The sequence below is a fragment of the Sphingopyxis sp. DBS4 genome, from assembly GCF_024628865.1.
Lineage (GTDB): Bacteria > Pseudomonadota > Alphaproteobacteria > Sphingomonadales > Sphingomonadaceae > Sphingopyxis.
Map to the genome: position 1 here is coordinate 709,918 of NZ_CP102384.1, position 18,711 is coordinate 728,628.

Annotated in this window: 15 protein-coding genes; 10 read left to right on the forward strand and 5 right to left on the reverse strand. The window is 65.0% G+C overall.

The annotated features are described in order from the left end of the window. The first annotated feature begins 4 nt into the window (after positions 1-4). The 4 genes from NP825_RS03315 to dmpG are packed head-to-tail and all read left to right on the forward strand — an operon-like array spanning position 5 to position 3,261. Positions 5-529 (forward strand): 3-hydroxyanthranilate 3,4-dioxygenase, encoded by a 525-nt coding sequence (locus tag NP825_RS03315; RefSeq protein ID WP_257548364.1) that lies wholly within the window; start codon positions 5-7, stop codon positions 527-529. Beyond that, positions 526-1,305 carry a 2-keto-4-pentenoate hydratase gene (locus NP825_RS03320; protein WP_257548366.1) on the forward strand — a complete coding sequence of 260 codons (780 nt, stop codon included), beginning with the start codon at positions 526-528 and terminating at the stop codon, positions 1,303-1,305. Before NP825_RS03315 ends, NP825_RS03320 begins: the two co-directional genes overlap by 4 nt. A gap of 4 nt (positions 1,306-1,309) precedes the next feature. Beyond that, on the forward strand, positions 1,310-2,239 hold the full coding sequence (locus tag NP825_RS03325) for an acetaldehyde dehydrogenase (acetylating) (protein ID WP_257548368.1): 930 nt from the start codon (positions 1,310-1,312) through the stop codon (positions 2,237-2,239). Further along, positions 2,236-3,261 (forward strand): 4-hydroxy-2-oxovalerate aldolase, encoded by a 1,026-nt coding sequence (gene dmpG / locus NP825_RS03330; RefSeq protein WP_257548369.1) that lies wholly within the window; start codon positions 2,236-2,238, stop codon positions 3,259-3,261. Before NP825_RS03325 ends, dmpG begins: the two co-directional genes overlap by 4 nt. A gap of 3 nt (positions 3,262-3,264) precedes the next feature. On the opposite strand, the gene NP825_RS03335 is transcribed toward dmpG, so the two are convergent. Further along, entirely contained in the window at positions 3,265-3,711 is a 447-nt protein-coding gene (locus NP825_RS03335; RefSeq protein WP_257548370.1) for an Lrp/AsnC family transcriptional regulator, read from the reverse strand. 122 nt (positions 3,712-3,833) lie between these two features. On the opposite strand from NP825_RS03335, the gene alr reads away from it, so the two are divergent. From alr to NP825_RS03350, 3 genes are read left to right on the forward strand one after another with little or no spacing between them, the layout of a single operon-like run. Further along, entirely contained in the window at positions 3,834-4,961 is a 1,128-nt protein-coding gene (gene alr, locus NP825_RS03340) for an alanine racemase (RefSeq protein ID WP_257548371.1), read from the forward strand. Further along, entirely contained in the window at positions 4,958-6,217 is a 1,260-nt protein-coding gene (locus NP825_RS03345; protein WP_257548372.1) for a D-amino acid dehydrogenase, read from the forward strand. The genes alr and NP825_RS03345 overlap by 4 nt, the downstream gene beginning before the upstream one ends. Before the next feature lie 26 nt (positions 6,218-6,243). Then, positions 6,244-6,591 carry a RidA family protein gene (locus NP825_RS03350; protein ID WP_257548373.1) on the forward strand — a complete coding sequence of 116 codons (348 nt, stop codon included), beginning with the start codon at positions 6,244-6,246 and terminating at the stop codon, positions 6,589-6,591. A gap of 44 nt (positions 6,592-6,635) precedes the next feature. Here NP825_RS03350 and NP825_RS03355 read toward each other — a convergent pair whose 3' ends face one another. Beyond that, entirely contained in the window at positions 6,636-7,934 is a 1,299-nt protein-coding gene (locus NP825_RS03355; RefSeq protein ID WP_257548374.1) for a hypothetical protein, read from the reverse strand. A gap of 103 nt (positions 7,935-8,037) precedes the next feature. On the opposite strand from NP825_RS03355, the gene NP825_RS03360 reads away from it, so the two are divergent. Both NP825_RS03360 and NP825_RS03365 read left to right on the forward strand, forming a co-directional pair. Further along, positions 8,038-9,087: a serine hydrolase gene (locus tag NP825_RS03360; protein WP_257548375.1), complete on the forward strand. Its 1,050-nt coding sequence runs from the start codon at positions 8,038-8,040 to the stop codon at positions 9,085-9,087. 54 nt (positions 9,088-9,141) lie between these two features. Next, positions 9,142-10,899 carry a chloride channel protein gene (locus tag NP825_RS03365; protein ID WP_257548377.1) on the forward strand — a complete coding sequence of 586 codons (1,758 nt, stop codon included), beginning with the start codon at positions 9,142-9,144 and terminating at the stop codon, positions 10,897-10,899. 7 nt (positions 10,900-10,906) lie between these two features. Here the strand turns inward: NP825_RS03365 and NP825_RS03370 are convergent, their stop codons facing one another. The 3 genes from NP825_RS03370 to NP825_RS03380 are packed head-to-tail and all read right to left on the reverse strand — an operon-like array spanning position 10,907 to position 14,150. Beyond that, positions 10,907-12,415 (reverse strand): NAD(P)/FAD-dependent oxidoreductase, encoded by a 1,509-nt coding sequence (locus NP825_RS03370; protein WP_257548379.1) that lies wholly within the window; start codon positions 12,413-12,415, stop codon positions 10,907-10,909. Beyond that, a complete protein-coding gene (locus NP825_RS03375) occupies positions 12,412-13,266 on the reverse strand; it encodes an SDR family oxidoreductase (protein WP_257548381.1) in 855 nt (284 codons plus the stop codon). The genes NP825_RS03370 and NP825_RS03375 overlap by 4 nt, the downstream gene beginning before the upstream one ends. Further along, positions 13,266-14,150 (reverse strand): metal-dependent hydrolase, encoded by an 885-nt coding sequence (locus NP825_RS03380; RefSeq protein WP_257548383.1) that lies wholly within the window; start codon positions 14,148-14,150, stop codon positions 13,266-13,268. The genes NP825_RS03375 and NP825_RS03380 overlap by 1 nt, the downstream gene beginning before the upstream one ends. A gap of 267 nt (positions 14,151-14,417) precedes the next feature. Between NP825_RS03380 and NP825_RS03385 the strand changes: the two genes are divergently transcribed. Beyond that, entirely contained in the window at positions 14,418-18,653 is a 4,236-nt protein-coding gene (locus tag NP825_RS03385) for a TonB-dependent receptor domain-containing protein (RefSeq protein WP_257548385.1), read from the forward strand. Positions 18,654-18,711 lie beyond the last annotated feature (58 nt).

An 18,711-nucleotide genomic window follows, 5' to 3' on the forward strand; every position in this document is an offset into this window, starting at 1 on the left:
CGCCATGCTGACCTATGGACTGCCCTTCAACTTCCGCGAATGGATCGAGGATCATCGCGACGTGCTGCAACCCCCGGTCGGCAATGCGCAGATCTGGGAGAACGCCGATTTCATCGTCACCGTCGTCGGTGGTCCCAACCAGCGCACCGACTATCATGTCGATCCGCTCGAGGAATTCTTCTACCAGATCGAGGGCGATATGAACCTGCGCCTCTGGACCGACGACGGACCAAAGGACATGCCGATCCGCGCGGGCGACATCTTCCTGTTGCCGCCGAACGTCCCGCACTCGCCGCAGCGCCCCGTCGCGGGCAGCGTCGGGCTGGTCATCGAGCGCAAGCGGCCCGAAGGCGTGACCGACGCCTTCCAATGGTATTGCGACGATTGCGGCCATATCGTCCACCGCGTCGAGGTTCAGCTTCAGAGCATCGTCCGCGATCTGCCGCCTTTGTTCGAGGCCTTTTACGCCAGCGAGGAGCTGCGCACCTGCGGCCAGTGCGGCACGGTCCATCCGGGCAAAGCGCGATGACGACGACATATGAAGCCGTCGCCCGCCGCTTACGCGACGCCTATGCGGGCGGGGTGGTGGCGCCTTTGCGCGATACGCTGGAGCCGACCGACGCAGAGGGCGCCTATGCGATACAGACGATCAACGCCCGCTTCTGGGAAGCGCAGGGCCGCCGCATCGTCGGGCGTAAGGCCGGGCTGACCGCGAAGGCGGTGCAGGCGCAACTCGGCGTCGATCAGCCCGACTTCGGGGTGCTGTTCGACGATATGCGGGTCGCCGATGGCGGGACGCTCGATCCGGCGCGGACGATCCAGCCGAAGGCGGAGGCGGAGATCGCCTTCATCCTGGGCGCCGATCTGCCCGATACCGACACGACCGCCGAACAGGTCGCGAAGGCGGTCGCCAGCGTCCATGCGGCGATCGAGATTGTCGACAGCCGTATCGCCGACTGGAAGATCAGCTTCGCCGATACGGTCGCGGACAATGGCTCGTCGGCCTTCTTCGTGCTGGCGGATCAGGGCCTGCCGCTCGCTGGGCTCGATCTCGAAGGCGCGGCGATGGAGATGGCGATTAACGGCGTGATCGCGTCGACCGGCCTCGGTGCGGCAGCGCTCGGCAATCCGCTCAACGCCGCGGCGTGGCTGGCGCAAACGCTCGCGGGTCGCGGCGAGCCGCTCAAGGCCGGCGATATCCTGCTCGCGGGCGCGCTGGGGCCGATGGTTACGCTGACGCCGGGCGATCATGTCGAGGTACGCATCGCCGGCATCGGTGCGTGCAGCTTCACCTATCAGGACTGAGACGATGGCAAAAACCAAGGTGGCGATCATCGGATCGGGTAACATCGGCACGGACCTGATGATCAAGATCATGCGCTTGTCGGACGTGCTGGAAATGGGCGCTTTCGTCGGCATCGATCCCGAGAGCGACGGGCTGAAACGCGCCGAAAGGTTGGGTGTGCCGATCACCGCCGATGGACTGGATGGCCTGATGGCGATGCCGGGCTTCGCCGATATCGGCATCGTCTTCGATGCGACCTCGGCGGGCGCGCACAAGCGGCATAGCGAAGCGCTGATCGCCCATGGCAAGCGCGTCGTCGACCTGACCCCCGCGGCCATCGGCCCCTATACGATCCCGCCGGTCAACGGCGACGCGCATCTGGATGCCGCGAACGTCAATATGGTGACGTGCGGCGGGCAGGCGACGATCCCGATCGTCGCTGCGGTGAACCGCGTCGCGAAGGTGCACTATGGAGAAATAGTGGCGTCGATCGCGTCGAAAAGCGCCGGTCCCGGCACCCGCGCGAACATCGACGAGTTCACCGAGACGACGAGCGAGGCGATCGTCAAGGTCGGCGGTGCGACGCGCGGCAAGGCGATCATCGTCCTCAATCCCGCCGAGCCGCCGCTGATCATGCGCGACACCGTCTATTGCCTCTGCGACGATGGCGACCGCGAAGTGATCGCGAAGAGCGTCGAGGATATGGTCGCCGAGGTGCAGAGCTATGTTCCCGGCTACCGCCTCAAGCAGGCGGTACAGTTCGAAAGCATCGGCGGCAACGCGCCCTTGCGTATTCCCGAGATGGGCGGGAGCTTCACCGGCCTCAAGGTCAGCGTCTTCCTCGAGGTCGAGGGGGCAGCGCATTATCTGCCGGCTTATGCGGGCAATCTCGACATCATGACCTCGGCGGCGCTCAAAATCGCCGAGAAGATCGCGACAAGGATGGCGGCATGACCTTCGATCCGACGAGCACGAAGCTCTATATCCAGGACGTCACGCTCCGCGACGGGATGCATGCGATCCGCCACCAATATGGGCTCGACCATGTGCAGGCGATCGCCCGCGCGCTCGATCGCGCAAAGGTCGACGCGATCGAGGTCTCGCACGGCGACGGGCTTCAGGGATCGAGCTTCAACTACGGCTTTGGCGCCCACACCGATTGGGACTGGATCGGCGCGGTGGCCGAGGTGCTGGAACATAGCGTCCTGACCACGCTGCTTCTCCCCGGGATCGGGACGATCCATGACCTCAAACATGCCTATGAGATGGGCGTCCGCTCGGTCCGCATCGCGACGCATTGCACCGAGGCCGATGTCGCGAAGCAGCATATCGAGTTCGCGCGCGGGATCGGCATGGACGTCGCGGGCTTTCTGATGATGAGCCATATGTCGGAGCCCGAGCCCCTCGCGCGCCAAGCGAAGCTGATGGAGGAATATGGCGCGCATTGCGTCTATGTTACCGACAGCGGCGGCGCGCTGACGATGGACGGCTATGCGGCGCGGCTGCAGGCGTATGACCGGATACTCAAGCCCGAGACGCAGCGCGGCGTCCACGCGCACCACAACCTCAGCCTCGGCGTCTCCAACAGCCTCGTCGCGGTGCAGAATGGTGCGGTGCGCGTCGATGCCAGCCTGGCCGGAATGGGGGCAGGGGCAGGCAATGCGCCGCTTGAAGTCTTCATCGCCGCCGCCGATGTGTATGGCTGGAACCACGGTTGCGACCTGTTCGCGCTGATGGACGCCGCCGAAGACCTCGTGCGCCCGCTTCAGGATCGCCCGGTGCGCGTCGACCGCGAGACGCTGACATTGGGTTATGCGGGGGTCTATTCCTCCTTCCTGCGACACGCCGAGAAAGCCGCCGCCGAGCATGGCCTCGATACCCGCGCCATCCTCGTCGAGCTCGGACGCCGCAAAATGGTCGGCGGACAGGAGGATATGATTATCGACGTCGCGCTCGATATGGCGAACGGTCGATAATCTCTACATCCGCCGGTTGCTGCGCATCGCGAAGCTCGACATGATCCGCGAGACGCCGGGCAGTCGCGAGAGCACGTCGCGGTGGAAGGCGCCATAGGCGTCGATCCCGTCGATCTGCACCCGCAGGACATAATCGCCGCTTCCCGACATCAGATACCATTCCTGAATCTCGGCGTGATCGCGCACGGCTTTTTCGAAGCGGACGAGATATTCCTCGGTCTGCCGTTCGAGCTCGATCTGGACGATCGCGGTCGTCCCTTCGTGCGGCGCGGCGTGCGAGACGATCGCGGCATAGCCGCGGATCACCCCCGATTGTTCGAGCAGGCGCACGCGGCGCAAGCAGGCCGAAGGCGACAGTCCGACCTCGCTCGCAAGCGCCTGATTGGTGATCCGGGCGTCGAGCCGCAGGCGGTTGAGAATGCGCCGGTCGATGGTGTCGAGGGACTGCATGTTCTGCGAAATCTCCGCATATTATTCGAATCGAAGCGTCGATCGTGCAGGTTCCTACTTCGGATGGGCGACAAATTGGAAGAGTCTTTGCCTATCTCCTGTTTCGGGGAGAGTGAGGGATCATGCCGCAAATCCTGTCGTCGAGCATCCTTCGGATCGATCTCGACGCAATCCGCGCCAATTATCGAACGATCGCGGACCGCGTCGCGCCGGCGTGCGCCGGCGCGGTGGTCAAGGCCAACGGCTATGGCCTTGGCGCCGAACGCGTGGCGGCGGCGCTGTATCGCGAGGGATGCCGGGCCTTCTTCGTCGCGCGGCTCGTCGAGGCCGACACCTTGCGCGCGGTGCTCGACGCCGATGCCGACATCTTCGTGCTGAACGGCCTCGACCCCGGCGCTGAACCGCGCTGCGCCGGCGCGGGCCATATCCCGGTCTTCAATTCGTCTTCGCAGGTGGCGGCATGGCGCGGGCTCGCGGTGGCGCGGGGGGTGGCGCTTCCGGCGGCGCTGCAACTCGACAGCGGTATGTCGCGCCTCGGCCTGCCGCTCGCCGAGGCCGAACGGCTGGCGCGCGATCCCGCCTTCGCGCGCGAAGTCGACCTCCGCCTCGTGACGAGCCATCTCGCGTGCGGCGACGAGCCCGACCATCCCGCCAATGCGGCACAGCTTGCTGCCTTCGCCGCGGGTCGCGCGCTGTTTCCGGGCGTGCCCGCCTCGCTCGCCAACAGCGGCGGATCGTTCCTGCCCGAAGATTTTCATGGCGATATCGTCCGTCCCGGCGTGGCGCTGTTCGGCGTCGATCCCGGACCGGCCGCGACGGGCCTGCGGCCGGTCGCGGCGCTGCACGCGCGCATCCTCCAGATTCGCGAGGTCGCGGCGGGCACCGGCGTCGGCTACGGGCTCGACCATGTCGCGAGCGATCGGCAGCGGCTCGCCACGATCGGCATCGGCTATGCCGACGGCTGGCCGCGCAATCTTGGCGGCGTCGGCCGTGCCTGGTGGAACGGGGTGCCGCTCCCCATCATCGGACGCGTGTCGATGGACAGCCTGACGATCGACATCAGCGACCCGCGCGCCGCGGCGCTTGCCGAAGGCGATCTGGTCGAACTGATCGGGCCGTCGCAGTCGCTCGCCGACGTCGCCCGCGACGCGGGGACGATCCCCTATGAAATCTTGACTCGCCTCGGGGCGCGCCATGCGCGGATTTTCGTCGAGGCCGGCCAATCGCTCGATGTGGGAGACAGGGCATGAAGATTGTGGTTCTCGGCGCCGGAGTCATCGGCGTCACGTCGGCCTATTATCTGGCCGAGGCTGGGCACGAGGTCGTGCTGATCGACCGCCAGCCGGGGCCGGGGCTCGAAACCAGCTTTGCCAACGCGGGCGAGATTTCGCCGGGCTATGCCTCTCCCTGGGCGGCGCCGGGCATTCCGGTCAAGGCGCTGCGCTGGCTGTTCATGCATCACGCGCCGCTGATCCTGAAGCTGCGTTTCGATCCCGCGATGCTGCGCTGGATCTTCGCGATGCTGCGCAACTGCACGGCCGGGCGCTATGCCCTCAACAAGAGCCGGATGGTCCGCCTCGCCGAATATAGCCGCGACGAGCTTATCGCGCTGCGGACGAGGCTGGGGATCGACTATGACCATCGCTCGCAGGGGACGCTTCAGCTTTTCCGCACCCAAAAGCAGTTCGACGACAGCGCGAGCGATATCGCGGTCCTGAAGGATTATGGGGTCGCCTATGAGCTGTTGGAGCGGGACGGCTGCGTCCGCGCGGAACCGGGGCTCGCTGCGACGCGTGATCGCTTCGTCGGCGGCCTACGGCTGCCCGGCGACGAGACGGGCGACTGCCATCTCTTTACGCGCGCGCTTGCGGATCGCCTGCCCGCGATGGGCGTCGAAATCCTCTACGACACCGCGATCGAAGCGCTCGAAAGCGAGGGTGGGCGGATCGCCGGGGTGCGGACCGATCGCGGGACGATCCGGGGCGATGCCTATCTGGCGGCGCTGGCGAGCTTTTCGCCGGGGCTGCTCCGTCCGCTCGGGCTCGACGTGCCGATCTATCCGGTCAAGGGCTATTCGGTCACCGTTCCGATCGCCGACGAAGGCCGCGCACCGGTATCGACGCTGCTCGACGAAAGCTACAAGATCGCGATCACCCGGTTGGGCGACCGCATCCGCGTCGGCGGTATGGCCGAACTCTCCGGGTTCAACCGCGCGCTCTCGCCGCGCCGCGAAGAGACGTTGTTGCATTCGCTGAACGACCTGTTCCCGGGCGCCGCAGTTCAGGGCGCGGAGACGAATTTCTGGAGCGGGCTGCGGCCGATGACCCCCGACAGCACGCCGATCGTCGGCGCGACGCGACTGCCCAATCTTTTCCTGAATGCCGGCCATGGCACATTGGGCTGGACGATGGCATGCGGCTCCGGGCGGCTGATCGCCAGCCTGATCGGCGGGACGCCGCCGCCGATCGACCATGCGGACCTGGCGCTTTCGCGCTATGCGCGCTGACTATTTCAATCGAAGGAGAATGAAGAGTGACCATCGAACGCCTGCATAGCGGCCCGCGCATGAGCCAGGCCGTGATCCACAACGGCATCGTCCATCTCGCGGGTCAGATCGGCGCCCCCGGCGAGGATGCGACCGCGCAGACGCGCGCGGTGCTCGCGTCGATCGACACGCTGCTCGCCGAAGCGGGAACCAGCCGCGATCGCCTGCTCACCGCGACCATCTGGCTCGCCGACATGGGCGATTTCGCGGCGATGAACGCCGTCTGGGAAGACTGGCTCGGCGGCGCCAATGCGCCGACCCGCGCCACCGGCGAGGTGCGGCTCGCGACCGATGCGTACAAGGTCGAGATCATCGTGACCGCTGCGCTGCCCTGATAGTTCAAGTCCGGCGGGCGAGGCGCGCGACGGCGCGTCTCGCCTCAGCCCGGCGTGCCGGCGACCGCTTCGACCAGCCGCCGAAATCCCTGTGCCGCAGCGATGGTTGCGGGAGCGTCGAGGCAGCGTTCGTCATCGTCGGCGACATGATGGAAGCGGTGGATGCCGAAGACCCCGGCCGCCGGGGCATAGCCGGCCTTGATGACCTCATCGAGCTCGCCCGCCGACAGTATTTCACTCGAAACCGGGGCTTCATAGCCGATCTGGCCCGCGAATACGGCGCGCGCCAGTGGGAGCAGCGCGGGCGATATCGACAGGAAGCGCTGGCTGTCGACACTGGGCAGCGGGGTCAGATGACCCCCGAGGTCGTGCCAGTCGCGTGCCGCGACATTGGCGCCGATATGCAGCCAGAAACGCGTTGCGGCGGGCGGCGGCGCGATTTGCTTCATGGCTTCGGCGGCGCCGAGATATTCATATTCATGGCCGGTGTTGCAAATGAGGGCGAGGTCGTGATCGGGCAGCGCTTTCGGCGCCCAACGCGCGAGGTTGAGCCATGCGGCGACGCCCGGTCCGCGCTCGGCGGCGCAGCCGAACCAGCCCGATCGCGGTGTGGAGATCGCCAGCCAGCGCCCCTTGCCGCGATCGATCCGGCCGACGAAATTGAAGGCCGGGCGCGTGCCGCCCCGGCCGTCGATCGTCAGGCGCGCCTCGCTGCCCTGCATCGCGGCCGCGAGGAAGGGATCGGCGTCCTCGGGAGCGATCAGCGCCACCGGCCCCGCGAACATCGGCTTGCGGCCATCGGCGTTGAGCGCGATCAGCTTGCCTGTCGGGCCGTTGGTGATCGCCACCGCGGCTTTCGCGCCACCGGCAAAAGCCGCCTCGATCGGTCCGCGCGCCGCCTTGGCGAGCATCGACGACCAGCGCGCGTGCGGCAGGTCGACAAGCGCGATCGTGCCCTGCAGCGAGGTGATGGCGCGGCCATGCGGATCGACGCGGACCAGCGGTCCCGAAACGCCGCCGGGGCCGGTCGGGATGACGACCGGTTGGGGATAGACGGGGGCCGTCCGGTCTTCGCACACCAGTTCGGCGACGGCCGCGTCGAACCAGGGGGCCGCGAAATCCTGTCGCTCGACGGCATAGCCCACATTCCTGAGCTCATCCGCCAGCCACGCACCGCACGCCATGTCCCCGGGGCCGCCGGCGCGTTTGTTGCCGAAGCCGACATAGCGCAGCAGGTCGGCCTCGATCGTGCTGCTTGCGGAAGAAGCGGCCTGAACCCCCATGCTTGCCAGCGGCAGCAGCGCGCCCGCGCCCAGAAAGCTTCGTCTGCTGCCGTCGATCATTGCCTTGCCTCTCTCCGTTTCGGCCGGAGCATGGCGCGACCCGTTTGCATTGGTCAACCCGCCATGCGACGATAAGGGCGGGCGCGAAACAAGGGAGAGGAATGTGCGGCGGATTTCGGGACTCGCGGCGGCCGTCATGGCTTGCTGGCTCGCGGGATGCGGCCCCGCCGTCACCGATGCGTATCCTGCCGTCGCTGCGACGCATGCGGTGCCCGATCGGGATGCGGCGATGCGGGACTTGCTCGATTATGCGCGCGGGCAGCACAGCACCGGCTTCCTCGTCGTGCGCGGCGGGCGGGCGCTGGTCGAGGAGAATTGGCCGGCGCCCGACGACCGGACCTTTTCGATCTTCCTTTACGGCAAGACCGCGAGCGGCGCGCTGCTCGAGGATGTCGCGTCGCAGCAGAAAAGCTTCATCGCGGTGCTCGTCGCCGTCGCGGTCGACAAGGGATTGATCGACGTCGACCGGCCGGTCGACGACTATCTCGGCGTCGGCTGGTCGAAAGCCTCGCCCGCGCAGGAAAAGCAGATCCGGGTGATCAACATCCTGCAGATGAATTCGGGACTCGACGAGTCCTTCGCCTATGTCGCGCCGCCCGGGACGCAATTCTTTTATAACACCGCGGTGTATGCGGCCTCCAAGCGCATCCTGACCGCGGCGAGCAAGCTGCCGCTCGATCAATTGACGCGCGACTGGCTGACGGTGCCCGCCGGCATGACCGAAACGGCCTGGCGAGAGCGGCCGGCGGCGCTCGCCGACGTCGGTAATGCCACGGGACTCGTCACCTCGCCGCGCGATACCGCGCGCTTCGGGCAAATGATCCTGAACGGCGGCGTCGCCGAAAACGGCACCCGCATCGTGTCGAAAGCCGGCCTGAAAGCGATGTTCGAGCGTTCGCCGACCAATCCTGCCTATGGACGGCTCTGGTGGCTTAATGGCGGCGCCTATGCCGTTCGCGCGACCGAAGGACGGCGGGCCGGACCATTGATCGCCGCGGCGCCTTCCGATCTGGTCGGCGCCTTCGGCTTTCTCGACCGTCGGCTCTATGTGGTGCCGAGCCTCGACCTGGTGGTCGTCCGCACCGGCGCCGACGCACCCGATGCCGATTTCGATCAGCAGCTCTGGCTGCGTCTGATGCGCGTGATCGGCTGACGCTCCGCCGAAAGCGCTTGACCCGCTGCCGTGGAAGGCGTTGGAGCGCTCGCGATGGTCCGCCTGCGCAAATCCGCTCTCGTGATCGCCGCGGCCCGGCAGCGGCGACGGCTGCGCGAAAGCGAGGCGGCTTTCATCCTGCTGGCGGCGATCGCGGGGCTGGCGGCGGGGGCGCTGACCAACGTCCAGCAGCTCATCGCGCATGGAATCCAGAGTCTGCTTTATGGCGTGACGATCAACCGGCTCAGCGCGCTCGGCATGATCCACCATCCGTGGAAGTTGCTGGCGCTGCCGGTGGGCGGCCTTATGCTGATGCTCTTCGCGCGCGGACTGCGCAACCGTCAGCGCATTCCCGTCGACGTGGTGGAGGCCAATGCGCTGCACGGCGGACGGATTCCCTTCGCCGACAATCTGGTCATCGCGTCGCAGACGATCATCTCGAACGGCGCGGGCGCGTCGGTGGGGCTGGAGGCGGCCTATGCCCAGATGGGCGGGGGCGTCGCGTCGCAGCTCGGGCAGTGGTTCACGCTGCGCCGGGGCGACCTGCGCACCCTGGTCGGCGCGGGGGCGGGCGGGGCGATCGGCGCGGCTTTCGGCGCGCCGCTGACCGGCGCCTTCTATGCCTTCGAGATCGTCATCGGCAATTACACCCCGGCCGCGATCGCGCCGGTGATGGCCGCCGCCCTATCCGCCGTATTCGTGACCCGCGCGCTGGGCGCCGATCCCTATCTGATCGCGACGACGGCGGGGCGGGCCTTTTCGGTGTCCGATTACCTGCTCTATGCTTTGCTCGGCCTGCTTTGCGCGCTGTTCGGTATGCTCATCATGCGCCTCGTCGCCTTCACCGAGCTCAGCGTCCATGGCTGGCGGCGCATCGCGGGATGGAAGCCGGTCGTCGGCGGGCTTCTTCTCATTCCGCTGGCGATGCTGTCGCCGCAGACGCTGTCGGCGGGGCACGGCGCGCTCCATCTCGATCTGGTGCTGCGCCCGGCGTTGAGCTTTCTCGCGATCGTTCTGCTGCTCAAGATCGCCGCGTCGGTGATCTCGCTCAGCTTCGGCTTTCGCGGCGGGCTGTTCTTCGCCTCGCTTTTCCTGGGGTCGCTGATCGGGCAGATTTTCGCGGGTCTCGTCAATCTTAGCCCGCTGGGCGCCTTCATCGATCCGAACGACGCCGCACTGGTGGGCATGGCGGCGCTTTCGGTCTCGATCGTCGGCGGGCCGATGACGCTGGCGGTGCTGATGCTTGAGACGACACACGACTTTGCGCTGATGGGCGTCGTGCTCACCGCGACATTGGTGTCTAGCGCCTTCACGCGCGAGATGTTCGGCTATTCCTTCTCGACCTGGCGGCTGCACCTGCGTGGTTCGACCATCCGCAGCCCGCGCGACATCGGACGGCTGATGACGCTGACCGCCGGTCGCATCATGCGGACCGACTGGACCGCGGTGAGTCAGGATATGACCGTTGCCGAATTCCGGGACCGCGTGCCGTTGGGCAAGACCGCCAAGGTCATCCTGATCGACGCCGAGGGGCATTATCGCGGAATCGTTCCGACGGCCGCCGCCTTCCATCCCGACCTCGACGAGACGTCGGCGGTCGCCGGGCTGGCGACCCAGTCGGGCATCGTGCTGCGCCGGGCGATGGACATCCGGTCGGTGCTGAAGCTGTTCGACGAGGCGTCGGCGGACGAACTCGTCGTGATCGACGACGACGAGCAGGTGATTGGCGTGGTGACCGAGCGACATGCCCGCCGCCGCTACTTCGAGGAACTCGAAGCCTCGCAGCGCGAGCTGTTCGGCGAGAGCGGCTAGGGTCGGCTCACGGCCCGGTCACCCGCGCTTGCGACGGGGCGCAGGCGATGATCCCATATTCCCCGGCTTTGCGCCGCCGGCAGAGCAGGATGTAAAGAAACGTCGAACGCGGCCACAGCGCGACGACGCGGCCGGTGATATCCTGATACCAGCTTTGGCAGCCGCCCCGCGCCCAGACGCTGGTGCGCAGCCGGCGCTGGGTATCGCGGTCGAAGGCGGTGGCGCGTGCGGCCGAAACCTCGATCGCCGTTGCCCCCGAGCGCCGCATCCAGCGCAGCGCCCGGATGATATGCTCGGCCTGCGCCTCGATCATCAGGATCTGCGAATTATGCCCAAGCCCGGTGTTGGGACCGAGCATCAGGAAGAAATTCGGGAAAGCCGGAACCGACAGGCCGAGATAGGCGGCGGGTCCATTCCGCCAGGCCTCGGCCAGCCGCGCGCCGTCCACTCCCCGAATATCGAGCCGCTTCAGCGATTCGACGACCTGAAAGCCGGTTCCGAAGATGATCGTATCGACGGTGACGCGGTCGCCGCCCGCGGTCACGACCTGATTATGCTCGACCCGCGCGACGCGGTCGGTGCGGACCGAAACATCCGGGGCGGCGAGCGCTGGATAATAATCGTTGGAAAGCAAGGTGCGCTTGCAGCCGAGATCATAGGCCGGGGTCACGGCGGCGCGAAGCCCCTTGTCGGGGATCGCGCGGGCGATGATCCGTTCGCCGTGCCGGCGCGCGAGACGGCGCAGCCGTGTCCCGCCGGTAAAGACCAGCAGCCGCGCTTCGTGCAGCCAATAGAGGCCGGCGCGCAGCAGGCGCCGATAGCCCGGAAGGTGCCGGAGCGCCGTGCGTTGCAGCGCCCCGATCGGCCGGTCGAATTTCGGCAGCACCCACGGCGCGGTGCGCTGGAACAGGGTGAGCGAGGCCGCCTCTTTCGCCAGCTCGGGCACGAACTGAATCGCGCTGGCGCCGGTTCCGACGACCGCGATGCGCCGGCCGGTCGCATCGAAATCGGCCGGCCATTCGGCGGAATGAAAGACTGCGCCCGGAAAGGTTTCGATCCCGGAGATGGCGGGCTTTTCGGGCACATGCAGTGCCCCGATCGCCGAGACGAGAACCGCCGCTTTGAACAGCCGCCCGTCGCGCGTGCGCACCCGCCACACGGACTCGTTCGCATCCCATTCGGCGTCGGCGAAGGCGGTGTTCAGCCGCAGGTGCGGGCCGAGATCGAAGTGGCGCGCCACCTCCTCCAGATAGGCGAACAGTTCGGGCTGGGTCGGATAATAGCGCGACCAGTCGGGCCGCGGCCCGAACGAGAGCGAATAGAGATGCGAGGGAATGTCGCAGGCGCACCCCGGATAGCGATTGTCGCGCCAGGTGCCGCCGACGCTGTCGCCCTTTTCGAGGATGACGAAATTCCGTTGCCCCTCGCGAACGAGCCTCGCGCCGAGGCCGAGCCCGCTGAACCCCGCGCCGACGATCAGCACCTCGACGCGGTCTTCGGGTTCGATGGGAGTCACGACGCCTCGCCCCCGCGCGTCATCGTCCCGACATGCTTGCGCATTCCGCCCATCAGGGCGCGCAGCACATGCCCGTATCGCGCGGGGGCGAGGCGCGCGAGCAGATCGCCGAACACGGCGTCGCCGCCGATCAGCAGGCGCGGCTTCCCTTTTTCGATGGCGCGAATGATCAGGGCGGCGGCGCGATCGGGCTCCATCCGCAGCAGTTTTCCGAACGCCGCCGTCGCCGCCTCCGCGCGGTCGGGGTCGATTGCACCCGCGATCTCCGCATTGCGCGCGATCGCGGTGCGGACGCCGCCCGGATGGATCGCGGTGACCTTGATCCCGGTCCCGGCCAACTCGTGCCGCAGCGCTTCGGTGAAACCGCGCACCGCGAACTTGCTCGTCACATAGGGAAGCTGACCGGGCGGCGCGATCAGGCCGAACAGGCTGGAGATATTGGCGATCCGGGCATCGGGGCCGAGGTGCGGCAGAAAGGCCTTGGTCATCGCCAGCACGCCGCCGAAATTGACCGCCATCACCCGGTCGAACTCGTCGAGGCCGAGCTGGTCGAAACGGCCCATCGCCGCGATGCCGGCATTGTTGATGAGGATATCGACATGCGCGATGTCGTCGCTGCCCAATATCTCGGCGGGCAGCGTCGCGACGGCCGCGCGGTCGGTCACGTCGACGCCGTGGAGGCTCAACACCGCCGTCCCCAGCGGCGCCGCGGCCAATTCGAGCATGGCCCGGTCGCGGTCCACCAGCGCCAGCCGGCAACCGCGCGCGGCGAGATTGCCTGCCAGTGCGGCGCCGATGCCGCTCGCGGCGCCGGTCAGGACGACGGTGCGCCCCGCAAGATCGTAGCGCATCAGGCCGCGGCCAGCCCGTATTTCGCTTCGGTCAGCGTCAGCAGATGGCGGTCGTCATGGTCCCAGGGATGGAAGCCCGGCCGGTAATATTGCAGATAGGGAATGAAGCAGCGGCGGAGCACGCCGGGCTTGCCCAACAGATATTTGGCGGTCTTCCACCAGGTTGCGGGCGTATTGATGCGGTCTTCGCGATAGAGCGAGGCCATATTGGCGCCGATCGTCCAGAAAAAGAGCAGGGTGCTCGCGACCATCGTGACGGTGCGCAGGAAATAGCGGCGTAGCGACGACCAGTTCCGCGTCGCGACCATCATCGTGTCGAAGGCGACCGCCTTGTGTTCGAGCTCCTCCATCGCATGCCAGCTCCACATGCGCTTCGCCTCGTCGGGGGCGCCGGCGAGGTCGGTGCTGTCCGCCTCGAGCAGCGCGTGGGCGAGGATCGCGGTGAAATGTTCGAGCGCGCAGGTCGCGGCGAGCTGCCGTATCTTCGCATTGCGCTTGCCGAGCGCGATGACGCGCTGCGTTCGCGCCTCGAGCCTGGCGATGTCGTAACCCGCATTGGTGGCTAGCGCATTGAATTCGCGATGTTCGCGGCTATGCACCGCTTCCTGGCCGACGAAATCCTTGATCTGCGAGCGCAGCGGCTCGCTGGTCAGGTGGCGATATTCGCGCACGCTATCCATGAAGAATTTCTCGCCATCGGGGAAGGTCGCCGACAGCGCGTTGAAAAAGGCGGTCGCGACCGGATCGCCCCCGTGCCACCAGCGCCGGTTGCGCGCGTTGCCGTCCCTGGCGGCGTCGTCCCCGTCGAACCGGAAGCGGAGGTTGCGGATGGTGATCGACAGATCGTCGGGGCTCTTGGAGGAAAGGCGTTTTTCGAGGGTCATGGGTTCGACTCCGTTTTGACAATGATGTTAAAATAGATTCGTTTAGACATTGATGTCAACAGGAATCAGAGTGCATCGGCGGGCGCCCGCCCGCTGCCATCCAGAAAACCATGCATTTTCCGCGACCCTGGCCTCGATTTTCCGGGCACTATAGTTCATGTTTCGGCAATCGGGATTTTGATATTGACATCAAAGTCAATTTACGAAACCATGATCGGGCAACAAGAACAGGCGGACCAGATTCCGCCGTCTTCAGGGGAGAGTATCATGGGGTCGAGAAGCGTCTCGCGGGCCGGTGCGGCCGTCAGTCTGATCGCGGTTTCGATGTGTCTGGCAATGCCGGCGCTGGCAGATGAGGCTGCGGATCAGAAACCGGCAACCGAGGAGGGGCAGGGGCGCAGCAACGAGATCGTCGTCACTGCGCGCAAGCGCGCCGAATCGATCCAGGACGTGCCTGCCGCGGTGACCGCGGTGACGATGGAGGAACTGACGACGCGCCAGGTGACGGGCGGCCCCGACCTGATGACGCAGGTTCCCAACATGACCTTCACCAAGACCAATTTCTCGGGCTATTCGATCCAGATCCGCGGCATCGGGACGCAGGCGATCTCGGTCACCACCGACCCGGCGGTCGGCGTCGCGCTCAACAATACCCCCTTCATTCGCAACCGCTTTTTCGAACAGGAATTCTTCGACCTCGAACGGGTCGAGATCCTGCGCGGCCCGCAGGGCACCCTCTACGGCCGCAACGCGACCGCGGGCGTCGTCAATCTGGTGACCGCGAAGCCGAAGTTCGAACCGGGCGCCAAGCTGTCGGTCGATGTCGGCAGTTACAACCAGATCCGCACCGAGGGGATGATCAACATCCCGATCGTCGACGACAAGGTCGCGCTCCGCCTGGCGGGTGCGTGGACGAAGCGCGACGGTTATGTCCACAACAGTATCACCGACAAGCAGATCGACGGCCGCGACCTCTGGTCGACGCGTGCCAGCCTGCTGTTCCGCCCGACCGACAATTTCGAAGCCAATTTCGTCTGGGAACATTTCAACGAGAAGGACGACCGCCTGCGTTCGGGCAAGCAATTGTGCAAGACCGATGAAAGGACCGAGGTTGCGGGGTTTCCGGTGACGCATTTCCAGGAACTTCCCGAAAAAGGGCAGAGCGTATTGTTTTCGGGTGTCCAGGCGAGTTTCAGCCAGGGATGTCTGCCTTCGAGTTTCTACTCGGATGAGAGTTACCAGACGCCCAACGGCGTTTCGGCCCCTTATTATCTGCCGCTCGGAGGCATTGGTTTGCCTGCCGTCCTGGATGATCCCTATCTCAGCCGGACACAGTCGCGCAATCTGCGCGAGATCGAATCGACGATTGAGCCCGACTATCGCGCGCGGTCGAATATCTTCGAATTGCAGCTCGGCTGGGACGTGGCCGATAATCTGAAGCTCAGTTCCGAAACGGCTTATTCGACCGACAAAATCTTCTCGACTCAGGACTTCAACAGATTCAACACGGCGCCGGGCGCATGGGGCTATGGCGGTAATGGAACTGCCCGGCCGGGCGTGCTCGAACTCGGTCCGGTTGAAGTTCCCGATCGTCTCCATCCAGGCGAGATGTTCCAGACAGGCATTTTTTGCGACCCGCAAATTGGCTGTACCGACAGGTTGGCCGGCGTCGATCTTTCGGTCGCCAAGTCGACCCAGTTTGCCCAGGAGTTCCGCCTGACATCGAGCAATGAAGGGCCGTTCAACTTCAATATCGGCGCAAACTTCCTGCGATATAAAACAGACGAGAAATTCTACGTATTCTTCAATTCGTTTGGCCTCCTGGGGGCGATGGGGCCGCTTCAAGGCAATCTTGAGATGCCGCCCTATCAGGCCGGCGTCAGCGACAACCGCGAATGTTTGCAGGACGGGCTGCAGCCGCCGGATCCCAATCGTGCCTATTCCGTCGCAGGCTGTATCTATATGGATCCCAATTCGTTGGATAATCTCAACGGACAGGGCCATAATTATTTTCTTAGCAATAATCCCTATGCGCTGAGTTCCTGGTCCGCGTTTGGCGAAGCCTATTACGACCTTGCGGACAATTTGAAGCTGACGGTCGGGGGACGACTGACAGTGGATCGGAAGAAGGCGCCGCGCATCCCGAGTTGGATACTTGGGGGCAACACGGCGGGTTATTCGGTCGCGACAACGATCCGCCAGCAATGGATCAAGCCGAGCGGTAAGGTCAGCATCGATTGGAAGCCTGAACTTTCGTTCACTGATAGCACGCTGCTCTATGCTTCCGCTTCGCGCGGATACAAGGCGGGCGGCGCGAATCCGCCCCCTACAGGCACCGTTGCCTATACATTTGGTGTAGGTGGCAAAAGTGATGTAACCGATGCCCTAGTCCGGCAGTCGGCGACCAGCCCCGCGACCTTCGCGCCCGAATATGTCAATGCGTTCGAGGTCGGGATCAAGAACGAGCTGCTGGACCGCACGCTGACGGTGAACGCGGCCGCCTTCTTCTACGATTACAAGGGCTATCAGATTTCGCAGATCGTCAATCGGTCGGCGGTCAATCTGAATTTCGACACGCTTGTGTGGGGCGCTGAGTTGGAAGCGGCGTGGAATCCGACACGCAATTTTCAACTCGGATTGAAACTCGGCTATCAAGGCAGCAAGTTGAGAAAGGGATCGCAAGCAATCGATCTGATGGATCGTACGGCGGGCAATTCCGATTGGGTGGTCGTGCGCCCCTTTCCCGCCTATCCATCGAACTGCATTCTGCCTGCCGCCCTGTTTCAGGGAGTCGTACCGGCGGGAGAGTCCCCTCAGTGGGGAGCGGCTGGCGATCCGGCGCTGATCAATCTGGGTGGCAAGGGCGGCGGGAATGCCGGTCCGTGCGAACTTGCCTATCAACTCGGCTATGATCCGGTGACTGCGGCTCCCTATGTCGCCAATCCGACGACGGGCAACGGGCTTTCGATGCTGGCGTGGAAGCCCGGTTATGCCGGATGGGACCCCTCGACCGCTCCCAATAATGGTGAGGGCTTCTATACCGACCTGTCGGGTAATGAACTGCCCAACGCGCCGCACGTCACCGTGTCCGTCAACGCCGATTACACCGTCCCGCTTGGTGGAGACTGGTTGGCGACGCTGCATGGCGATTATTATTACCAGGGAAAGAGCTGGGCACGTATCTTCAATCGCCCCGACTACGACCGCATCCGGCCCTATTCCACCGTCAACGCCGCGCTGTTGCTGCATAACGAGGCAGCAGGCTGGAACATCATGGCCTATGTGAAGAATGTCTTCAACAAGACCGCGATTACCGGCGCCTTCCTGCTTAGCGACGATACGCAACTCGTCACGAATATGTTTCTGACAGAACCGCGCCGCTACGGGCTGCGCGTCACCAAGGAATTTTCGGGGCTTCCCTTCGGTTTCGGCGGAGCTAACCGGCCGCATACGCCGGGGACGCCGTGGGATGTGACGCTGGAAGGTGGGGTGGAATTGCTGCGGCATAGTGGTGGCAATGCGCCCTATCGCCCGGCATTCACCAATGACTTTCCGACGGGCTTTGATTCCTTCGCGGCGGTTCAGAACGATCGGCGGATGTCGTGGCGCGATAGCACTGATCTAGCGTTGATCTTCCAGCCCAACGATGGCCCATGGAAACTGACTGCCGAACTGCGTTACGGCAAGGATGGGTCGAGCCGACGTCTCCGCGATGAAGAGGTGGGAGCGCCGGTTTGCCCCTACTCGGATACCTGCGACCTTAATTTTGCCTTTCGCCACACAAGCTTTGCCGATGCTGCGGCGGTCGATCAGGAAAAGCATTTGATCCTGGATTTCATCGCGAGCCGCGATATTCCGATTGGAAAGAACATGCGCTCCTCGTTCGGTCTCGGCGCACGCTATGCCGACTTTGCTTCGGACACGTCGCTCGACATTCTGGCGACGCCGGACAATGTTCAGGGTAACAATATCCTCGCGAATGGTTTCAATACCTTCCATCGCTATCAAAGCTATGCAGCGATAGAGAGGGATTTTCACGGCGTTGGTCCCGTCGCGAAATGGGATGGCACGATAGATTTGTTCGGCTCGCCCGAAACGGGTGCCGTTGGTTTCGACTGGGCAATGTCGGCGGGATTGTTGTTCGGCCGTCAGGCGTCCCGCATAACAGCGGACGAAAGCATCGGCGAATTCCGCGACAACGCTACGGGAGACTTTTTGACCGATTTGCAGAAGCGCCTGTTTGTCGCGCTTGCGAATATCACCGGACCGACCAGCACGACCACCAACCAGGTCAGCATTACCCGCCGTAACAGCGTCACCGTCCCGACGCTCGGCGCTGCAGCCGGCCTGTCCTACAGCATCGGCCGCGTCGGCGTGAAGGCGGGGTATCGCTGGGACCGCTATTTCAATGCCATCGACGGCGGCGACGCAAGCGGGCCCGGCAAATATGACCGCACGATCCACGGCCCCTACATCAAGCTGAGCATCGGTTTCGGGAACTGATCCAACCGCTCTCCCACCCGCACTCCGGGAAGCGTCCACTGGGGGGCGGGTCTTGGCC